Here is a 20,377-nt window from a genome sequence, read left to right on the forward strand (position 1 = left end):
CAATAAAAACCTCTTTCTATGGGTGATGCTGTAATTATAGCGGATATAGTATAAAAATTCAGCACTTTAGCTTAATAAAGCGGCATGTTTTTTGACTATATCGACAAATGCCTCAACTTGGCGCAGCTGAAACGACGATTCGTACCCAATCAGCCACGTATCCCGGGTCAATTCCAGCTCTTCTGCACTGCTAGATAAAGGAATCATATGGACGCCTTCGTTGCCTGTCAAGGTGATGGACGGCAAAATGGCATAGCCAATGCCGTTGACGGCCATCTGCTTGCAGGTTTCAATCTGATCGACGGTAATTTGCCGCTTCGGATTTGACGGGAAATGGCGCTGCCACCATTGCTGGATTTCTTCGTAATAATTGGAGTCGCTTTTAAACTGGATAAACGGGCGTTCCGTCATTTCCACTTTTTCCAACGAATCGATTTCCTTGTCCACTAAATACAAGGTATCCCGAAACAGATGCATCTTCGGCCCTTTCCAATCGGTATGCCCCCGGACAATCCCGATATGGGCTTCTCCTTCATAAAGCGATCGGGCAATTTCCGAACTCCAGCCGGTAATGAGCTGGATTTTCGCTTCCGGATAAAGCGTCACAAAATCTTTCAGCACTTTGGGCAGCCAATTTTGTCCGATGATGGTGGCACAAGCGATTTTTAAAGTTCCATGTACTTTGGAAGTCAAGGTATGAAGCACTTCGAACACTTCTTCTTTTCGCTGGACCATCTCTTTTGAATACTCAATGACCAATTCGCCGGCAGGCGTCGGCGTCAGCCCTTTTTGGGAGCGGATGAACAATTGCTGCCCCCAATCTTTTTCAATCGATTGAAGCCGTTGGGAAAGCGCCGGCTGCGATAAGAAAAGGCGTTCCGCAGCTTTTCGCATATTCCCTTCTTCTGCAAGCACTTTCAGGATCAATTCTTCATTAGCCATTGCTGCTCACTCCTTTTTTTCTTGGCAGGCCGAAAATCAGCACAAAACTGATGACAGCAAAAATGGCAGTCAAGCTATAGACGTTTTGAAGCGCCTGGGTCAGCCCTTCCTGCAAAAAACTGAGCACGTCCACAGGAAGCTGATTCCGGCTGTCTTCCGTCAGCATTCCATTGACCGAATTCAGCGTATAGTCTCTTTCATTGTCCTGGAAGTACTTCAACAAGCTTGAATTCAAAAGGCTGCCAAGCAGCGCCACGCCGATGGTACTGCCCAAATTGCGCATAAACATATTGGAGGCTGTGGCCGTACCGCGCTGTTCATACGTAACTGCTGCCTGGATGGAAACGATAAAGGCGGTAGAAGTTAATCCCATGCCGACGCCAATCATGAAACTCGACATCGCGGCCCACAGCGGCCCGAATTCAGGGCGCATCGCGACAAAAAGCAAACTGCCGATCACCAGAAATATCCCGCCGGCGAGCGAAGTTCTGAAATAGCCGATTTTGATCAGCAGCCGCCCTGAGAAAAAGGCGGCAATCGGCCAGCCAATCGACATGGCGGTCAGTGTAAAGCCGGCGACGGTAGCTGGCTGTTCCATAACACCGGTGACATAAGTCGGCAAATAGCTTGAAACGGATATTAAGATCATGCCGGTAAATAAAGAAACAAGATTGGCATACAAAATTGATTTGTTTTTCCAAATATCAAAAGGCATCATCGGGTCTTTCGCTTTCTTTTCAACCAGCACAAATACGGCGAATACGGCAGCGGCACCGAGTGACAGGGAATAGGACAGCGCTGAATTCCACGCAAACCCTACTCCGCCTTCCACTAGCCAATAAAGAAAGCTGGTCAGCGAAACCGTCAGCAAAAAAGCACCCAAGTAATCGATGGACGGCTTCGTCTTTTTCTGCGGCTCCACCAGGAAAAGCAGTACACCTGTCAGCGCCAGGATGCCAAGGGGAATGTTCACCCAAAACACGTATTCCCAGCCAATTGTCGCCACTAGAAATCCGCCGATTGCCGGACCGGTCACTGCCGAGATTCCCCAGACACTGGACAAATAGCCTTGGATTTTCCCGCGTTCTTCCGCTGTATAAATATCGCCGACAATGGTTGTGGCAATCGGCATGACCGCTCCCGCCCCGATGCCCTGGATAAACCGGTAAAAGATCAGCTGCTCCATGGAACTCGCCAGCCCGCACAAAAGGGAACCGATTAAAAAGAGGATGATGCCGAACGCAAAAATCGGCTTGCGCCCAAATATGTCGGACAGCTTGCCGTAAAGAAGCACCGTGACCGTGCTCATCAGCAAATAAGCCGAAAACACCCAGCTGTATTTAGAAAATCCGCCAAGATCTGCAGAAATGCTGGGCATTGCCGTTGAAACAATTGTTGCTTCCACTGCCCCGATAAACATCGCGAGCATGACCGAAGCCAGCACAAGCGGCCGGTTGGTTTTTTTCATTTTCGAACCTTCTTTCATTTGACAGAAAAAAGGCCTCACAATGAGACCTTTTTGTACGTTTGATTTTAACGTGCTTTGAATGGCAGCAGAGAAACCTGCCGCATGAAATTGCACTTCTTATTTTCTCAATTGATAAATCTGTTTTTTTAGCTGCTTAAGTATGACCCGTCGGGTAAGTATGCCCATAAACATGGCGTCATCATCGATTACGCATAAAAAGTTCTGGTCGATCAACAAATCCAAAGCCCGCTGAAACCGTTCGGAAATATGAATCAATGGAAAATCCGTCTGCATAATATCTTCTACCCGGATTTCCGGCAAGCGTTCGTATTCAATGTGCTCCATCCCAAGAATGGCATCCGTAATCCGCTGCGCATTAATCAAACCGCAAAAACGATATTTTGAATCCAACACTGGAATTGCAGAATAACCCGTCTTTGTCAGAACCAGCAAGGCATGTTCCGCACTGTTGTTGATTTGGACATGTGCGACTTTTTCAGATGAAATTATATACTCTTCAATGGGGGTATCGAGAAAATCACGGCTAGGTAATGAAATCATATACTCTACTCCTTTTGCATCGTAAACGAGCCATCCTGTCTTCGGTAACATCATAACATAACCCGTTTGGCGAAACTATTTAATTGTATTTCCGATTCGCCTTAAAATGGAAATTTGTTTAGCCACTGCCCGCCGTCCAGCGTCACAATTTCACCATTCATATACGAAGCTTTGTCCGACATCATAAAGGCGGCCAGCTCTGCCACTTCTTCCGGCTTGCCTAAACGGCCAAGCGGAATCGATTCCAATGTCCGTTTGGCGGCTTTTTCTGATTCCCATAGTTTTTCAGCACCGCCGGTCCGTTCAATCGGCCCCGGAGCGATGCCGTTTACGCGAATTCCAAACTGCGTGCCCCATTCCACTGCTAGTGTCCGCGTCAAAGACATGACACCCGCTTTGGCGGCTGCCGAATGCGCCACCCCTGCTCCAGCGGTCCAGGCATAGGTGGCCAGCATATTGATGATGTTGCCTTTTATACCGTGCTCAATCCAGTAATTGCCGACTGCATGGGAACAGAAAAACGTGCCATTCAACACGATATCAATCACGGATTTCCAGCCGTTGGGCGATAATTTTTCAGCATGGACGATAAAGTTGCCTGCCGCATTATTGACGAGCCCGTCAATACGGCCAAACTTTTCATGCGCAAAATTAACCATCGCTTTTGCATGTTCCGGCTCCCGGACATCCATTTGAAATACTTCTACAGAACCGTGCTGTGCGTCAATTGTCCGAACTGCTGCATTCAGTTTTTCCATATCGCGTCCGGTAATGACGACGTTCGCCCCTTCCGCTGCAAACTTTTCAGCCATATGAAGCCCCATTCCGCTTGAGCCGCCTGTCACAATAATCGTTTTGTCTTTTAACATAACCAATTCCCCTTTCGGTAAATGTCTTATAATTTTTTCTTTATGCACTCGCTTAATCCACACCGCTCAGCGATAGCGTACCAGCATCCATTAGCCGAATAGGGCCCCATCTATTGAAGCGCTTTCATTTAAAACGGCGGAATTTCTTTTATCTGTCCCTTTGATCTTGCAGTTGCGAAGCTTTCTTGACAAAAATCTAGTAAAGCCGGCGGTCTTCCGTATACACTGTTGGTAAATTTTGATATGATAAATAGGCATTATACATGAAATTTATTATAGAAGGGAATGACTCCATGGCATTTGATAAAACCGATTCCGATATTGCCCAGGCAATTTTCACTGTCAATCGGCATGCAAAAACCGCCCCAGACAACCAGTATTTATATGCATTAAAAAAAGAAGCGCTCGTGTTGATGATCACGCAAAAGCGTGCAGAAAAAATCGGCCTTCACTTCAGCAAAAACCCCCGGAAAAGCCAACAACAATCTTCAGTCCTCGTAAAATGCGGTAACTATTATTTTCACATGCTGCCGAAAAAAGAAGATTTTGAGTGTCTTGAACATTTGGGCCAGTTGGACGAAACATACCGGAACCCGCCAAGCAGGATGAATTTGAAGACGGCAAAAGACATATTGAGCAACTTTACCGGGCTTCGTCCACAGAAAAAAGAAACTGCCGCATCCCAATCAACAAAATCCTATAAACCGCGTCCAATCGACCGGTTTTATACGCCTAAAAAATCTTATTTCGATTGATGACTGGAACCGGAAGCCTCCAAGGGCTTCCGGTTTTTTTGTGCCTTTTTAAGTTCCCGGAATGCTGTTGCAATATTTATTCGAAATGCTTGATCAAAGCCTGGGTGCCGTTTTCACTGTAGCCTTGTTCCGCTAATTTTTCGTACATGCCGAGCGACAAACGCAGACCCGGCAAGTCCAGCCCCATCAATTCCGCTTCTTCCGCCGCAATTTTCATGTCTTTTATGAAATGCTTAATATAAAAGCCCGGTGCAAAATCCTCTGCAATCATCCGCGGAGCCAGATTCGATAAAGACCAAGAACCGGCAGCACCGGACGAAATGGACCGGAGCACCTGCTCGGGATCAAGGCCGGCTTTTTTGGCATACACGAGAGACTCGCAGACGCCGATCATGTTTGTTGCGATGTTGATTTGATTGCACATCTTGGTGTGCTGGCCGGACCCTGCAGGCCCCTGATAAACAATGTTCTCCCCCATTAATTCGAGCAGCGGCAAAACTTCCTGAAAATGCGGTTCTGCTCCCCCCACCATAATCGACAAGGTCCCTTTCTGGGCACCGATGTCTCCGCCGGAAACCGGTGCATCCAACGCTTTTAAGCCTCTCGAAGCCGCTTCTTCAAAAATGCGCTTCGCCAAGTTCGGCTTAGAAGTTGTCAGGTCGACAAGTACTGCCCCTTGTTGGGCATTTTCCAAAATTCCGTTGTCCCCGAAATATACTTCTTCCACATCGGATGGATAGCCCACCATTGTAAAAATGGTTTCCGCAGCCCGTGCCACTTCTTTTGAAGACTCCACCAGCTTCGCTCCGGCTTCCACCAGACTTTCGGCTTTTTTAGCCGTGCGTGTATAGATGATGACATCATGTCCAGCAGTCAACAAATGTTTCACTAAGCTGCTGCCCATTACGCCTGTGCCAATAAATCCTACTTTCATATGTACGTCACTCCTTCTGTTATGTCTACAGTTTATCAAAACTTTTCAGTTAATTCACGAAATTCCAGAAAAATTTAACAGACGGGATTCCATTTCCTTAAAAAAACAAAAAAAAGAAGCCGATCCGCTGTTCGGACCGACCACAAAAGGGGGAAATGAGAATGTTGCTGTGTTCAAATATACTATGCCCGCCCCAACAGGCGTTTAAACATATTCTTTTAAATATTTTTCTTTTATTTTTTTTATTTCTTCCAGGAAAGGTTCGCCTTCTGATGCGGTCAAGGTTCCGGAACCGTAACGCACCAAATCGTAGGTTTTGAAAAAACTTTCGGATACGGTCCAGCTCATGCGGTCCATCCACTCCCGGACAGTTTCGTATTCTTTGCGTCCGAGTCCGGCAGCGTCGGCTTCCTGTTCCAAGGCGCGGTACGCTTTCCGGACAGCTTCCACATCCAGTTCAGCATACTGAACCGGTACCGGCTGCAGGGACGGCTCGTTGGCAGCAGTTGTCGGGTAGCGATGAGAAACTGCCGCTCCCTTATTTGCAGGCTCCTCTTTTTCCGGCTTGTTTTTCACCAGCCAGATAACCAGCAAGGCAAAAAAGGCCAGCAGCACCGCAGCCATAATAAATTCCACCGGAAAATCAGCGGCTTCTGGTTGGAAGCTTGCCTGGGCTTCCTCCTCGGCAACTGTTTCCGGATCCAATTTCTCCAATGTTTCCTTCATTTCCTGTTCGGTGGAAAGCCCGGACAAATACTTCGTGAGTTTTTCCATCAACCCAGCAAACGGCCATAGGACAATCTGCAAAACGCTGCCCAGGACCCATCCAGCCATTCTTCTTGCGTCTTCAGCCAGCAAATAGACCAGAAAACCGCTTAAACTTGCTGAACCGATTACAGCAGACATGCCAACCGCCATTAGCGAAAAGGAAACCCCTTCTTTCCGCGTCAGCATATACCGGTACAACAGCCGGAAGCACACATAAAACCCCGTCGCCGCCATAGCTATGGCAAAAATCTCTTCGGAATTTTCAGCTCGGGGGTTGAATAAACTGATGACAAGTGCCACGGAAAACAACAGGACAAATACCAGCAGAAAATGGCCCTCCTGCTGGCCATCGCCATCAAAAACGGAAAAACGGACGTGCAGCCGGTACAGTGTCAGCATCCCCAGAACCACTGCAAGCCAAACGGGCATGCCCAAGACCATCGCCGCTGTCAGAATCATTGCGGCAACCAAAGCCGCACCCATGACATGATAAGAAAATTTGAGAAAGAGGGCAAATGCAAGAGCCGCAGCTCCGAAACTGAGAAGCAGCCACAGCCACATTAACGGAATGGCCGTTTCATTCTGAATAAAAACCAGCAACAGTGAACTGGCGAAGGCATCCAGCATATAATTTCCGGCAGACCATAAACGTGAAATCATCGGACGCCACTTCCTTTTCTGCCAGGCAGCAATTTGAGTTCGGTGCGGGTTCTCCATTGAGCTACAAAGCGCTGGATTCCTGCAAATTCATCGGCCATCAAATACGTTGTAAACGGCAGTTCGATATGGCCATCCAAATGAGCAAGCATTGAAGGAAATGGCATGGTCGAGTGATTTTTGGACATGACCGAAAGCATCTCCAGTGCTTTCTGCCGTTGGTAAGGCCCTTCACCTGTCGCCAAATGGAGAAAAGGCATTTTTCCAGTGGAGCGGATATTGACGGCCAAAGCATACGGTATCCCTTCCCGGTAACAAGTTTCGATGTAAGAAGCCAGTTCTTCGATGCGTTCCTCCAAGTGGGGAATCGTTGCGTAATGGTCAGCCACATTCAAAGCGAACAAAACCGATTCATTGGCCACTTGCTCAAATACCTTGGTTTGATAGGATTGCAGTCGGGCACTTGCTTTCCAGTGGATTGTATTGAAACTATCCGTCGGCACGTAATCACGGGTGCCGATCGGCTGAAACGCATCGTCGAACAAGGAATGTTTTAAATTGAACTGCCCCGGTTTTTGGCGGGACGGCGAATAATGGAAAAAGGCTTTACGGAGTTTCGGATAAACCAGCAATTCCTGCAAAATCATCGGCTTATACTCAAGCACCACAGAGCCTTCGCCAAACGGATGCGGAACATTCAGCTCCATTTTCTTCAAGCGGGCAAGCCCTCTGCGGTTTCCAGTCACTGGAATGTTCACAGCGAGCGTTTCGTTATGGCCGATGGTGAAAGGCACATCCAGTTCAACAAGATCTCCATAATTCACAATGAGCGGGCCCTGAGGCAAAACTGCATCCTGAAACCAGATTTTCAAATGGCCGCCGAGCACCGGCAGCCCCTTGTTTTCAAACACCAGCTCCCAGGCGCTTTCGCCGCCAGCCAACAGGCGCTTCCGGCTTCTCACATTGACCAGTTCCAAGCGCTTTCCGACATGGACGACATAAAGCCACTGCAAGCCTGCAACTGCTGCGATAAACGCTGCAACCGCTGCCGCAGTAAATTGCAGAAAAGCCATCGCTAAAAAAAAGAATACCGCCAGTAAACTTAACAGCCATTTTGTACTCGTCGAATTGGAGTCGTGGCGAATCCACACCATATTAAAAGGCCTCTACCGGTGAAGGAATCGAATCTGCCACTTCCTTCAGCACTTCCTGTACCTCCCGCACCAACATGCCTTCCGCGGTCAACAGAATTCGGTGAACCGCTACAGGTTCTAAAATGGTTTTCACGTCATCCGGCGTTACGAAATTACGGCCATTGATAAACGCATAGCCTTGAGCAGCATGGACCAATGCCAGGGCCGCACGGGAACTCAATCCCAGTTCAATGGACGGATGGCGGCGAGTAGCGCGCACCAGTTTCAGGATGTATGTTTCAATATCCTCATGGACGGCTACTTTTTTCGCTTCTGCCGACCAGGCCCGCACATCTTCTATGGAAGCGACTGCCGTTATCTTCTTTTTATGCGAAACGTTCCCACGGAAATTCCGGATGATTTTCATTTCTTCTTCATAATCCGGATAGCCGATTTCCAACCGGAATAAGAAACGGTCCAATTGGGCAGCAGGAAGCGAAAATGTCCCTTGCTGGGATTCAACCGGATTCTGCGTGGCAATCACGATGAACGGATCCGGCAGTGCCAGCGTTTCCCCATCAATGGTCGCTTGTTTTTCCTCCATCGCTTCCAGCAAACTGGATTGAGTTCGGGGAGTCGCCCGGTTTATTTCATCTGCCAGCAGCAGATTGGTCAGCACGGCTCCGGGGCGAAGTTCAAATTCCTGTGTTTTGGGATTAAAAAACCGGATTCCTGTTACATCCGAAGGCAGTACATCCGGCGTAAATTGAAGACGCTGAAATATACCATGGAAAGACCCAGCAAATGCTTTCGCCATCCAGGTCTTGCCGGAGCCGGGAACGCTTTCAAGCAAGACATGCCCTTCCTGGATTAACGCAATCAACATAAAATCAATTTCTTTTTCCCTGCCCACCACCAATTCGTTCAAATGCTTTTTGACACCCCTTAAATTTTCCACACAGTTTCCCCCCATGTTTAAATTCTTCTGCAGTTCCCCTTACTTGGACGGTTCTACGGTATATGTATAAATGGTAACGCCGTGATGATAGGCCGCCCCTCTAAAATGCTTAAAATCTTCCCGGGCGATCAGGACCTTTCGGAAATCAAGAAAATCTTCTTTTTCGATAGTCAGTGAAGAAATTTCCCCTTGCTTTAATTGCTCCAATTGCTCGTTGTAGTCTGTCATACAATCTTCCCCTTTTCGTTCTTTTCGCTTTCTTGCTTCTGTTATAATAAGTTTGAACAGGTAAAGATGAAAAGCAGCGCGCTTTCCACCTGAAAGCCGATTACAACTAGTATAACGTATCGACAGAAGTTGGACATCTTTGGCCAAGCCGTTCTTGTTTCATTCAGATCGGCGTTTATTTTTTAGGAGGATTTTTCATGTTTAATTTTTTCAAGAACCATAAATTGATTGTGTTCATTCCGTTGGCATTTGCTTTGTACAGTCTGGCGTTTCAAGACGCCAAGATTTTCTGGTATATGTACACATTTGCATTGCTTGTGCTGATGTCGTTCTCGGTCATTTTCACTAAGGTTTTCGACGAGATGCCGACTTGGAAATCGTTGATTTATGGCCTTGGCTATGGGACAGCCATTTATGCAATTATTGCCGGCGGCTTTCAATTTTTCAAACTGCTTTCGTTCAATATAGAAGGATCGGTGTCTTCCTTTATTTCCACTTTCGCCCCCAGCTCTATTTGGCATTATCTGCTTTTGATGTTTATCATCGTGCCTGGCGAAGAGATTTTCTGGAGAGGTTTTGTTCAACAGAAACTGAAATCCTATGTTTCTACAAGAGATTCGGTACTGATTGCCGCTTTGTTGTTCGGGCTCGCGCTCGGCTTTGGCGGTTTTGTGCCAGGGGTTTTCGCTGGAATTGCCACTGGCATCGTCCTCGGCTTCTTGTATGAATGGAAACGGAGCATGCCACTTTTAATCGTTGCCCATTTGGTGATGATCGTTTTGCTGTTTTTGGTGCTGCCGCTGCCAGCGTAATCTGAAACATTTTTGCTTCTGATCCGTCAACTAGAGGAAAAGGAGGAATAATTATGAAAAAAAGTTTGGTGTCTGCCGCGCTTTTGCTGACTATGGGCGCTGTTTTAGCGGCTTGTGGGACTTCAGAGTCCACTGAAAATGCAAGTTCAACTCCACCTGAGACCTCAACTGAAGAAACGGCCGGCAAGGACGTTGCAGATAAAGAAACGGACAGCAACAAGAACGTAGCTGAAGAAACTACGGACGAGGAAAATGCGGTTGAAGAAGCTCCGCCTGAAGAGGCAGTTGGCGAAGAAGCTAGTTCTGCAGCAGAAGGCACGCTGGCCGAAAGCGATGAACAGCCCTATGAACTGCACGTGCTGCCTGGTTATGTGTTAACTTCTGAAGAGCCCGGAAAAGATTCCTTATACAAAGAAAGTGATCCTTCTGCCTTTATGCGGATTGAAACATTTGCTCCTGGGGAAATTGATTTTTCGCAAGCTGAAACACAAGTTAAAGAAACCTTGAAAGCTGTGAATGCAGAAGCCGAAATTGCCGAAGGCCAGGCATTAGCAGGTGCGGGCATAGTCAAATCCTCGCGGTTTGAAGTGCCAAGCGCAGAAGGCAAAGTGACCGGAGTGGTGATTGAACAAGAAAACCAGCTGGTCCGCTTAACGATTTTCGATAGCGAAGCAGCCAATGCCACAGCAGATTTAATCGCTATGGGACAAACCATCAAAAGAACAGAATAACGAAACAAAAAAAGCCGCCTTTTCAGGTGGCTTTTTTTGCTATTTAATAAGATAAATCCTTGATCGATAAGCCCAGCTTTTTCATCAGTTCGATCGCCTCATCTTTTTCTTCACTTGATAAAGCATTGGTCAATTCATGAAGGTTTTTCTCGTGTTCCGGAAAAATCTGTCCCATGAATTTTTTTCCTTCTTCAGATATTTCCGCATAGGTTACCCGGCGATCGGTCGGGCAGTTTACACGGGTAATATATCCGCGCTTCTCCAATTTATCAATAACATAAGTGATTGATCCGCTCGCCAGAAGGATTTTTCCGCCGATTTTCTGAAGAGGCTGCTTTCCTTTATGGTACAGGAGTTCCATCACAGCAAATTCAGTCGGATTTACCCCGTGCGCCTGAAAAAAATGATTGGTTTGTTCTGTTATGGCTTTATGGGCACGCGATAAAACGATAAACAGCTTTAACGATTGTTTGATTTCTTCGTTCATATGATCCACTCTTTCCCAATTTAAAAATCTCTTATAATAATTATAGTCTTTTTATAAGAAAAAGGCACGGGTAATAAGCCATCTCCTATAATTATCCAATAATAACGCGTTCTTTCGGATAATGGAATTTGGTTTTATCGCTTTTTCCGCCAATTGTGAACAAGAACGAAATCAAGCCAACGCGCCCGATGAACATCAGGGCCATAATGACAACTTTCCCGAACGCCGACAAGTCGTCCGTAATGCCAAGCGACATCCCACACGTTCCAAACGCAGAAGTGATTTCAAAGACGATTTGCACAGGTGTTGCATGCGGTTCCGAGATGATCAATGCCATGGTCGCAAAAAGGACCATAAAGCAAGCCAAAATAATTACGGCATAGGAACGAAAAACATCGATCAGTTCAATTTCACGTTTAAAAATTTGAATCGTGTTTTTGCCTCTGGCAAAATTGATCAAAAACAGCAAAGCGATAGCAAACGTGGTTGTCCGGATTCCGCCGCCAACCGAGCTTGGCGAAGCACCGATGAACATCAATGCGCTCATAAACACATTGGTGGCTTCGCTGAATTGCGTAATGTCCATGGTGGTAAGCCCCCCGGAACGGGAAGAAACCGAATGGAACATCGCCGCAAATAAGGTTTCATGCCAGTTGTACCCTTTGAAGGCATTCAGCGATTCAAAGGCCAGCAATACCAGTGTTCCGACGACCAGCAAAATGCCAAATGTGCTGGTCGTAATTTTGGTAAACAAGGAAAAGCGGAAATTCTTATTTTTGTTCGATAAAAACTCTTTTATTTCGATCAATACGGGAAAGCCAATGGCGCCTAAAATGATCAAGATCATATTGATGATCTGTACGAAATAATCGTTAAAAAAAGGAGACAGCGATTGTCCGGTAATATCGAAGCCGCCGTTGGTCGTTGCACTTACAGATGCAAATATGCCCTGCAGCAGCGCTTCATTGAAGGTGTCAAAGTACTGCGTGAAATACAAGGTGAAAATGACAGCTCCCACTAATTCAATCAATAAAAGAATTTTGATGATTTCCCGAATCAGTTTAACAACTCCCGACATATTGAATTGGTTGTGGTCAACCATGATCAACTGCCGTTCCCGCAGGCCAATCCGTTTCCCAATCAACAGCCAAAAGAAAGTTCCCAATGACATAATGCCAATTCCACCAAGCTGCAGGATAAACATAATCATAATGATGCCGAAAACCGAATAAGTTTCGGAAATATTGACAACTGTCAGCCCTGTTACGCTAACCGCACTGACGGCTGTAAACAAGCTATCCAACCAAGGCATATCGATTCCAGGGTTATGGACACCTGGCAATCGGAGCAACAGAAAGGAAGACGCAATCGCAACGAAATAATAAGATACGATGGCTTGGGCAGGCGTCAGATTCCGTAGTTTTTGAAATGAACTGTTCATAGTGTTTAATTCCTTTCTGCCTTCGTTCTCTACCTATTCTAAGAAAAGAAAGGCTAAAAGGAAAGGGGCAATTAAAAATGTCATTTTTTTAGGATCCAAAAGAGAAAAAGAGCAGAATAACAGCTTCTACTCTTGTTCCTTGCTATTCTTTTTTTTCGGTTCAGATTTTTTCTTGTCAGCTGCTTTTCCGGTTTTGGGATTCTCTTTTTTAGAAGTATCCGGATTCCCTTTTTTCTGTTGAGGCTTTTTGTCTTTTTTTGTTTGACCGGACTGGTTCTGTTGTTTCTTCTCCTGCCCTTTTGGAGCGGCTTTCTTTTCCTGTTTAGGCGGAGCTGCCTTTTTCTCTAGCCCAGGCGGCGTCTTCTTGGTTTTTGGCTCCGTTGGGGTTGCTTTTCTCTCTTGTCCCGTCGGTTTTTCTTTCGGTTCCTGCGGCGCCTGTTTCTTTTCCTGCCCAGGAGGCATAGTTTTTTTCTCTGGAACTGCAGGATTTTCATTCTTTTTCGGTTCCGCCTGCATTGTTTTTTTCTTTTGGCCTGGCGGAGTTTCTTTCTTTTGCGGCTCTTGAGGAGCTGCTTTCTTCGGCAGTTCTATAGGAGTTTCACCGGTTTTCCAAGCAGGTGCGCTTTCTTTTTTGCGCTCTTTTGGCGAAACACCCTTTCCATCTTCTATTCCCGACCCTTTTTTCTCTTTTGAATTTTTATGCGGCTGCTTTCCTTCTTCTTCGGCCGGCGCCTGTTGTGTTGGAGGGACAGGGATGTATTTGTCGATTTTTTGGCCCACCGGCACACTTTCTTTGACCGACTCTCTCCACTGTTTAAGCGTCGCTTTTTTCAAATGAACGTCAATATTTCTTGTTACCGCACTTGCTGCAGCCGCCGTGACCACTTTTTCTACAGGTTTCTTTGCTTTTTCGCCGTCATCCACCGTAGTGATGGTCACTTCTTCCGTGGAATCAGTGATTGACAAGGCAATCACTTTTCCAAGCACTTCATCCAACGAATGGTTTTTCCATTCGCCAAGCCTGCCTATAAGAATGTCGCCATCGTCATTCAAATCGCGGATTGAAATGACGCGGTAGTCCTCATCGAGCCCCAATTCCACTCCTGGGTTGATTTCCACTTGTACATAAGCAAAAGCTTCATCCGATGGCAGAAGCACGGATAAAAACAAAAGCAAAACAGCAAATGCCGCAATTGCCGAAACCCAAATCGGCTGCCAGTTGATTTTCGCTTTTCGGCTTTCTTCATAAAAATAGCCTTCCTCGCCGACCATTGTTTGTTGAACGGCCCGTCCAGCTAAAAATTGGCCGTCTCCCGTTAAGTATACAGAGCGGTCGCCTTTTGATTCAACACATATTCCTTTTTGCATTTTCATCAATGCAACCGCTCCTTTAGGTAATCTTTTAAATAATGTAAATCGCTTTGGAGCAAAAGAGCCATCGCGATTATGTATTTTCGGTTTCGTTCGATGGTTTTTCGTGAAACCCGAACCATTTTTTCGATTTCTTTGATGGGCAGCTTTCTTTTGTTCATCAAAAATTCCCTGTACTCTTCTGTTTCAGCCACCATCTGTGCAATTTGCACAGCGGTTTGCCGGGCATCTTCATGCATAGGCGCAATTTTAGCCAGCATTTGAAAATTCAAATCAAATTCTTTTAATATCGCCTCATACAAAACGATTTCTTCCCTGCGGATTTCGGCTTGCTTTTCCAAGTTGAAATTCTTGATGGAAGCCGTTTCTTCGATCCACTTAGAAGATTCGGCGTCCTCATTGGATGAGGCGCTGAAGTCGTGGACAAATTCCGTACGCTGGCTTTCTTTTCGGATAAAATCAATGACCCGCCGCCGGATAATCAAATGGGCGAACGTCAAAAACGAGGCGTTTTTCTCTTTTTCATAGCCTTGTACCGCTTCGTGAAAAGCGGACAGGGCTATGCTGTATTCATCATCATGATCGTCGATAAATCGTTTGCATACTTGGGCAGCAGTTTTTTTCATAAACGGAGAATAGGACTGAAGCAAATGGTGAAGCGCGGTGTCATCGCCATTTTGTGCCATTAAAGCCAATTCTTCTGCCGGTACATTTTCACTGCGTCCAAACATTCCAGCCAAAACAGCCATTAACATACGCTCACCTCTTTTCTGCAGACACTACCTTTGATTGTAACGGCAGTAATTGGAAAAGAAAAGGGCGTTTCGTTGGTACTTTATATGTATTCGTTTTCCGGTTCATATTTCTGTCGGTCCTGTAAATTAAATTTATGAAGCCATGAATCCCCTTAGTTTTATAATTGCCCATAAAAAAAAGCCTCCAACCGGAGGCTTTTTTTGTTAAGCATTTTCTTCTTTGTTCTTTTTAACACCCGTAATAACGCCTACGACTACAATTCCGACCAACACGGTCCAGAACGTAAGCGTCCATGGCGTAGAGTGCGGGAAGTCATGCGGCAAGACACCAAGTTTTTCGTGAGAAAGTGTCATGACAAGCAATTTTACCCCTACCCAACCAACGATGACAAATGCTGCTGTCTCCAATTGTGGGTATTTCTCAAGGATTTGAACAAATTTATGGGCAGCAAATCGCATGATGATAACCCCAATCAAACCACCAGCCAACATAACGACAAATTGTCCGGAATTGATCCCGCCAATATCTTCCAATCCGAATACATTCAAATGCGGCAAGGTGACAGCAAGCGCTACCGCTGCAAGCATTGAATCAATCGCAAACGCGATATCCGCCAATTCTACTTTTAAAACGGTCATCCAGAAACTTGAACCTTTTTTCGGCGCTTTTTCAACGTCAATGGCATGATCGGTATCGCCTTTCCGTTGATCATAAATATTCTTGATTGAGATAAATAATAGGTACGCCGCTCCAAGTGCTTGTATTTGCCAAATGTTTACAAGCAGCGTAATCATGAACAAAGCTGCAAAGCGGAACACAAATGCACCTACCAAACCGTAGAACAAAGCTTTTTTCTGCTTGTCTTTTGGCAAGTGTTTTACCATAACTGCCATAACGACCGCGTTATCCGCAGCCAACAGCCCTTCAAGCCCCACCAGTACAAGCAGGACCCAGGCATACTCCAATAATATTGCTTCCATTCTTTCTCCTCCTGTTATTTTGCCAGCAAAAAAGACCCCTGCCTAAAAAAAGGCAAAGGTCTCGCTAAGCAAATAAATTCACTATCATAACCGATGGTTACTAGCCATGTCTTGACGATTATGAAATAGGTTTCCCTAAAGCTACTCCCCCTTGACTGAACGTCAAAGTGTATGAAGTTGTAGAATTATCATACCATAATTTTATTTATTGTAAAAGATTAGCGTATAGCGATATGGTAATTTTTATCCTTTTTATGGAGCTCATAAAACCGGACCATGGAAGGCATCGACTTCAGAAAATCGGCGCATTCAATGCCGCTTCCTGTTAGCAGCCGTTGAGCTGTGCTGGTATCAAAAGAAGCGCTCCACGTTAAATAGTCCAAAGTCTCTGCTTCAACACCAAGCAATTTCCGCACGGGCGGCACCGCTAAGGAAACTTCCGCCAGTTTATGCGGCAACCGGGTTTTCGGAATTTTTCCAGTCATCTCCACCACCATTTTTCGGTAGACTTCCTCTACCGGATGGGGACGGGGATCCGTCAAGTGGACTGTTTCTCCAGCAGCATCGGGCAGCGAACTTAAATAGACTGACGCATTGATAATATAGTCGACCGGCACCACATTGATATAGGCCGTTGAACGCCCGAGGTACGGAATCACCGGCAGCTTGCGGACACGGTCAATCATATTGAGGAAAAAATAGGGTCCATCAAATTTTACTGTTTCCCCAGTCTCGGAATGCCCGCGGACTATGCCCGGACGGATAATTGTCAAAGGCACCGCTTGTTTCAGCCCTTCAACCAGCAATTCCGCTTCAAACTTTGTTTCTTCATAAAAGTTTTTGAATTTCTCCGGACGAATCAATTCCTTTTCGTAAAGAACCCCTTCTCTTGCCCCAGCGACATAGGCAGTGCTGAAGTACATATAACGTTCCAGGTTTGGCAAAGTAAGAATGAAGTCATTAACATGCTGTGTGCCTTCCACATTCACTTTCCATGCTATATCTCTTGGGACTGCCAAATCATAAATGGCGGCCAAGTGCCAAAATACCACTTTTTTTGAGTGAAGGTGCTGAATGTTTTCCTGGCTTAATCCAAGACCGTTTTTTGTAATATCTCCATCCATTATACGGATTGGCCTGCATCCTGTTTCTTGCTGGATTTTTATTGCTTCCCGTTCCGCTTTGGGTCGTTCTGACGGCAAGATAATAACCGATATGCCAGTATTGCTATGAACGGATTTTCGAATCAATTGGCTTGCAATAAATCCCGGGAATCCGGTAAAAACGATTTCTCTCATCACTTCCACCCCTTTCCCTTATTATACGTAATATTCCAACACTTTACATGCGAAATGAAGAATATTTTTTTTGCTGTATTTCAGCCTTCATAAAAAAACTGATCCATATGACCTCAATTCGGTCAGATGAATCAGCTTTTGTCAGTACTTACTTTGATTTTCGGTTCATTCTTCTTGTCTGGCGATCAAACAGACTATAAACAATTGGAATTACATACAGCGTCAAGAAAGTCGAGCTAATCATTCCGCCAATTACCGTAATCCCCATCGGCTGGTTGATTTCCGTTCCTTCACCGATTCCCAGAGCCAATGGAATCAGCCCCAATATAGTGGTCAGCGCCGTCATTAAAATTGGGCGCAGCCGGTCATGGACGGAAGTAACGATGGCTTCATAGGAATCCATGCCAGCTTCTTTTCGTTGATTGATATAGTCGACCAATACAATCCCGTTGTTCACCACGATGCCGACCAGTACAAGTATCCCGATTACTGCTGTAATGCTGATCGGCGTCTGTGTCAGGAATAACGCAAGCGCCACGCCGATTACCATCAATGGCACGGTAAACATGATGACAAACGGATACTTGAACGATTCAAATTGAGCTGCCATAACAATATAAACCAAAACTACCGCTAAGACGATCGCCAAGGTCACATCATCGATGGCATTCTCAAACAATTCGCGGTCTCCGCCAAATGAGATTTGAGTGTCTTTATCCAAGTTTAATTTTTCCAAGGCTTCGTCCACTTTATCGGACATTTCCCCAAGCGTAACATTCGATTTATGCTGCAATGTAAACGCTACACTGTCAGCTTGGTCTACACGTTTTATATCAACAGGGCCTTCGGAAATTTCGACATCTGCAAGTTGTTCAAGAGTGACAAATTGGCCGGCAGGCGTCCGCAGTTTCATCGTCCGCAGTTTTTCTTCGCTGTCTCTGAACTGCTCGTCCAACCCGACAAACACACTTAATACTTCATCATTCTCTGACAACACTTGCGTGGCCAGCACACCTCTGGTCATATTGTTGACCGTCTGGGCAATTTGCGCTGGCGCCATGCCATACTCCGTTGCGGCATCTCTTTTAATCTGTACTTGAATTTCTTCAATGGTTTCATCCCGGTCGTTTGTCAATTCGGTTACTTCCGGGAGCTCCCGAATTGCAGAAGAAATATCAGTCACTGCTTTATCCAGACGCTCTTTGTCTGTATCGGTGGCGGTGAATGTCAACGAATTCGGAGACGATCCGGCAGCTGTCTGAAGGTTGAAGCTTACTTCAGCCCGGTCCCCGACTTTTTCCAAGACACGCGGCTGAACTTCATCGACAAATTCAAATACCGAGCGTTCCCGTTCATCCAGCGGCACCATTTTCACGTATATTTCTGCGGTATTGGTTTCAGTTGTTCCTTGCGACTGGCCCTGCTGGGTGCTCCCAATCAAGCTGACAAAGACACTGACATCTTCCTCTTTTTTCAGCTCTTCCTCGATTAGATTAACCACTTCATCGGTTGCAGCCAGAGACGATCCATTTTCAAGCCCTACTGAAACGGTTGCGAACCCTTCATCGGTTGCCGGCAGAAATTCTGTCCCCACTTGATAAATGCCTAAAATGCCCGCGCCTAAGAAAACAAGCGCCGCCAACAAAATAATAATCCGGTGAGCCAATGCCCAGACCACTGAGCGCTCAAAACCTTTCATCCATCTCGAGCGTCTGGTTTCCGGTTTCTTGGTCTCTTCTTTGTCTTTTAATAGCCGCGATGCCATCATCGGCACGACCGTCAAAGCGACAGAAAGACTTGCAAATAAACTGAATGAAATGGTGACAGCAAATTCAAAGAAAATCTGGCCGATCAATCCGGTGATAAAAGCAACCGGAACAAAAACTGCTACCGTAGTAAGAGTAGAAGCCGTAATGGCTCCTGCCACTTCCTTTGTGCCTTCTGAAGCCGCTTGGCGCGGCGGTTTGCCCATCGCCAAATGCCGTTCAATATTTTCGATTACGACAATGGAGTTATCCACCAGCATGCCGATTCCGAGCGCCAACGCGCCCAATGTCATAATATTGAGCGCGAAATCAGAAAAATACATCAAGACAAATGTCACGATGACTGAATACGGAATCGCAATCCCGATAATCAACGGGCTTTTTATGCCGCGCAGGAAAAAGAACAGCACGAGCATTGCAAAAACACCGCCGAGGACAAGCGTTTGGCCAATATTTCCGATTGCCAGCCGGACGTAATCCCCCTGGTCGAACAGCACATCGGCTTCGACTCCCTGAAAACGGTCCTCTTCCAGCAATTCATCCAACTTCGTTTGAAAGGCTTCTGATACATCCGCCGTATTTGCCCGGGACTCCTGCAGGGCCGAAAGCAAGACGGCCGGTTCTTCATTCGCCCGTGTTTCGCTATTGCTTTCCTGTTCGGCCACGGCGACTTCTGCCACATCGCCGATGGTCACATTTTCGCCGTCCAATGGATTGACGGTGATCACCAAATCCCGGACTTCATCGACACTGGTCAAGGTACTGACCACCCGGGTGGTCAAATGGCGGCCATTCTCCGTGTCAATCGGTTCACCTGGCAGTGAGATATTGTTTGCTTGAATCAGCTGCACAACATCCGACTGCTGAAGACCCCGGCTTTCCAGCTGTTCCTGGTCCAAGGAAATCTGGATTTCTTCAATCAATGAACCCGAAATGTTGACACTTGCCACGCCTTCCGTTTGCAGCAGCTCGGTTTCAAGCTCTTCAGCGAGCACCCGCACGTCTTCTCCGGACTCTGTAGCGCGAACGGCCAGTTGAATTACAGGAAATTGTGCCGGATCAAACTTGAAAAACTGCGGTTGGTTGGAGTCTTCCGGAATGGGGGTCTGATCAATCCGTTGCATGATATCGGTCTGGACATCATCAATGTTCGTCGACCAGTCAAATTCCAGCAAAATGAAATTCGAGCCTTCTTCTGAAGACGATTGAAGGGACTCCAAGCCCGGCAATGTCGACAAACTTGTTTCGAGCGGACGCGTGACTTTTTCGCTTACTTCCGTTGGGCTTGCCCCTGGATAGCTGGTCACTACGACGCCTACTGGCGGATTTAGTTCCGGTATTAAGGTAATGGGGATTTTAAAGAAAGAAACTGCTCCCAGTATAATGATTAAAAACATGATGACAATGGTGAAAACCGGTCTCTTTATGGAAAAATCACTTAACTTCATGTATCCCAAACCCC

The 20,377-nt window shown here is 46.2% G+C and carries 19 protein-coding genes; 3 read left to right on the forward strand and 16 right to left on the reverse strand.

The genetic code is table 11. The annotated features are described in order from the left end of the window. Positions 1–66: 66 nt before the first annotated feature. From BLQ32_RS10360 to fadH, 4 genes are all read right to left on the reverse strand, one after another. Entirely contained in the window at positions 67–942 is an 876-nt protein-coding gene (locus BLQ32_RS10360; RefSeq protein ID WP_036807167.1) for a transcriptional regulator CcpC, read from the reverse strand. Continuing rightward, the gene (locus BLQ32_RS10365) at positions 935–2,410 is read right to left on the reverse strand and encodes an MDR family MFS transporter (RefSeq protein ID WP_083335303.1); all 1,476 of its coding nucleotides are present in this window, start codon (positions 2,408–2,410) and stop codon (positions 935–937) included. Before BLQ32_RS10365 ends, BLQ32_RS10360 begins: the two co-directional genes overlap by 8 nt. A gap of 117 nt (positions 2,411–2,527) precedes the next feature. Continuing rightward, the gene (gene cbpB / locus BLQ32_RS10370; protein WP_036807175.1) at positions 2,528–2,971 is read right to left on the reverse strand and encodes a cyclic-di-AMP-binding protein CbpB; all 444 of its coding nucleotides are present in this window, start codon (positions 2,969–2,971) and stop codon (positions 2,528–2,530) included. 101 nt (positions 2,972–3,072) lie between these two features. Further along, positions 3,073–3,840, reverse strand: a complete 768-nt coding sequence (gene fadH, locus BLQ32_RS10375) for a 2,4-dienoyl-CoA reductase (RefSeq protein WP_036807178.1) — start codon at positions 3,838–3,840, stop codon at positions 3,073–3,075. Between the two features lie 293 nt (positions 3,841–4,133). Between fadH and BLQ32_RS10380 the strand changes: the two genes are divergently transcribed. Further along, positions 4,134–4,595: a YkyB family protein gene (locus BLQ32_RS10380; RefSeq protein WP_053165588.1), complete on the forward strand. Its 462-nt coding sequence runs from the start codon at positions 4,134–4,136 to the stop codon at positions 4,593–4,595. A 76-nt stretch (positions 4,596–4,671) separates the two neighbouring features. Here BLQ32_RS10380 and BLQ32_RS10385 read toward each other — a convergent pair whose 3' ends face one another. The 5 genes from BLQ32_RS10385 to BLQ32_RS10405 all read right to left on the reverse strand — a co-directional run bounded on the left by BLQ32_RS10385 (position 4,672) and on the right by BLQ32_RS10405 (position 9,273). Next, positions 4,672–5,529 carry an NAD(P)-dependent oxidoreductase gene (locus tag BLQ32_RS10385; RefSeq protein WP_074510257.1) on the reverse strand — a complete coding sequence of 286 codons (858 nt, stop codon included), beginning with the start codon at positions 5,527–5,529 and terminating at the stop codon, positions 4,672–4,674. Between the two features lie 204 nt (positions 5,530–5,733). After that, a complete protein-coding gene (locus tag BLQ32_RS10390; protein ID WP_074510258.1) occupies positions 5,734–6,957 on the reverse strand; it encodes a DUF4129 domain-containing protein in 1,224 nt (407 codons plus the stop codon). Continuing rightward, the gene (locus BLQ32_RS10395) at positions 6,954–8,108 is read right to left on the reverse strand and encodes a DUF58 domain-containing protein (RefSeq protein WP_074510259.1); all 1,155 of its coding nucleotides are present in this window, start codon (positions 8,106–8,108) and stop codon (positions 6,954–6,956) included. Before BLQ32_RS10395 ends, BLQ32_RS10390 begins: the two co-directional genes overlap by 4 nt. A gap of 1 nt (position 8,109) precedes the next feature. Next, a complete protein-coding gene (locus tag BLQ32_RS10400) occupies positions 8,110–9,045 on the reverse strand; it encodes an AAA family ATPase (protein ID WP_074510260.1) in 936 nt (311 codons plus the stop codon). Between the two features lie 39 nt (positions 9,046–9,084). Continuing rightward, complete coding sequence (locus BLQ32_RS10405) at positions 9,085–9,273, reverse strand: hypothetical protein (protein ID WP_036807196.1); 189 nt, start codon at positions 9,271–9,273, stop codon at positions 9,085–9,087. Positions 9,274–9,470: 197 nt separating this feature from the next. On the opposite strand from BLQ32_RS10405, the gene BLQ32_RS10410 reads away from it, so the two are divergent. Next, entirely contained in the window at positions 9,471–10,085 is a 615-nt protein-coding gene (locus tag BLQ32_RS10410) for a CPBP family intramembrane glutamic endopeptidase (protein WP_074510261.1), read from the forward strand. A gap of 53 nt (positions 10,086–10,138) precedes the next feature. Beyond that, positions 10,139–10,816, forward strand: coding sequence for a hypothetical protein (locus BLQ32_RS10415; protein ID WP_074510262.1), 678 nt, complete (start codon positions 10,139–10,141; stop codon positions 10,814–10,816). Positions 10,817–10,859: 43 nt separating this feature from the next. On the opposite strand, the gene BLQ32_RS10420 is transcribed toward BLQ32_RS10415, so the two are convergent. From BLQ32_RS10420 to BLQ32_RS10450, 7 genes are all read right to left on the reverse strand, one after another. Then, the gene (locus tag BLQ32_RS10420; RefSeq protein WP_036807205.1) at positions 10,860–11,303 is read right to left on the reverse strand and encodes a MarR family winged helix-turn-helix transcriptional regulator; all 444 of its coding nucleotides are present in this window, start codon (positions 11,301–11,303) and stop codon (positions 10,860–10,862) included. A 91-nt stretch (positions 11,304–11,394) separates the two neighbouring features. After that, positions 11,395–12,744 carry a TrkH family potassium uptake protein gene (locus BLQ32_RS10425; RefSeq protein WP_074510263.1) on the reverse strand — a complete coding sequence of 450 codons (1,350 nt, stop codon included), beginning with the start codon at positions 12,742–12,744 and terminating at the stop codon, positions 11,395–11,397. A 126-nt stretch (positions 12,745–12,870) separates the two neighbouring features. After that, complete coding sequence (locus BLQ32_RS10430) at positions 12,871–14,118, reverse strand: anti-sigma factor domain-containing protein (RefSeq protein WP_074510264.1); 1,248 nt, start codon at positions 14,116–14,118, stop codon at positions 12,871–12,873. Further along, entirely contained in the window at positions 14,118–14,870 is a 753-nt protein-coding gene (gene sigI / locus BLQ32_RS10435; protein ID WP_074510265.1) for an RNA polymerase sigma-I factor, read from the reverse strand. Before sigI ends, BLQ32_RS10430 begins: the two co-directional genes overlap by 1 nt. Before the next feature lie 204 nt (positions 14,871–15,074). Further along, a complete protein-coding gene (locus BLQ32_RS10440; protein WP_036807214.1) occupies positions 15,075–15,851 on the reverse strand; it encodes a TerC family protein in 777 nt (258 codons plus the stop codon). Between the two features lie 218 nt (positions 15,852–16,069). Next, on the reverse strand, positions 16,070–17,149 hold the full coding sequence (locus BLQ32_RS10445; protein ID WP_074510266.1) for an SDR family oxidoreductase: 1,080 nt from the start codon (positions 17,147–17,149) through the stop codon (positions 16,070–16,072). 148 nt (positions 17,150–17,297) lie between these two features. Then, positions 17,298–20,363 (reverse strand): efflux RND transporter permease subunit, encoded by a 3,066-nt coding sequence (locus BLQ32_RS10450; protein ID WP_074510267.1) that lies wholly within the window; start codon positions 20,361–20,363, stop codon positions 17,298–17,300. Between the last annotated feature and the right edge of the window lie 14 nt (positions 20,364–20,377).

Source organism: Planococcus glaciei, from assembly GCF_900099655.1.
Classification (GTDB): Bacteria; Bacillota; Bacilli; order Bacillales_A; family Planococcaceae; genus Planococcus; species Planococcus glaciei.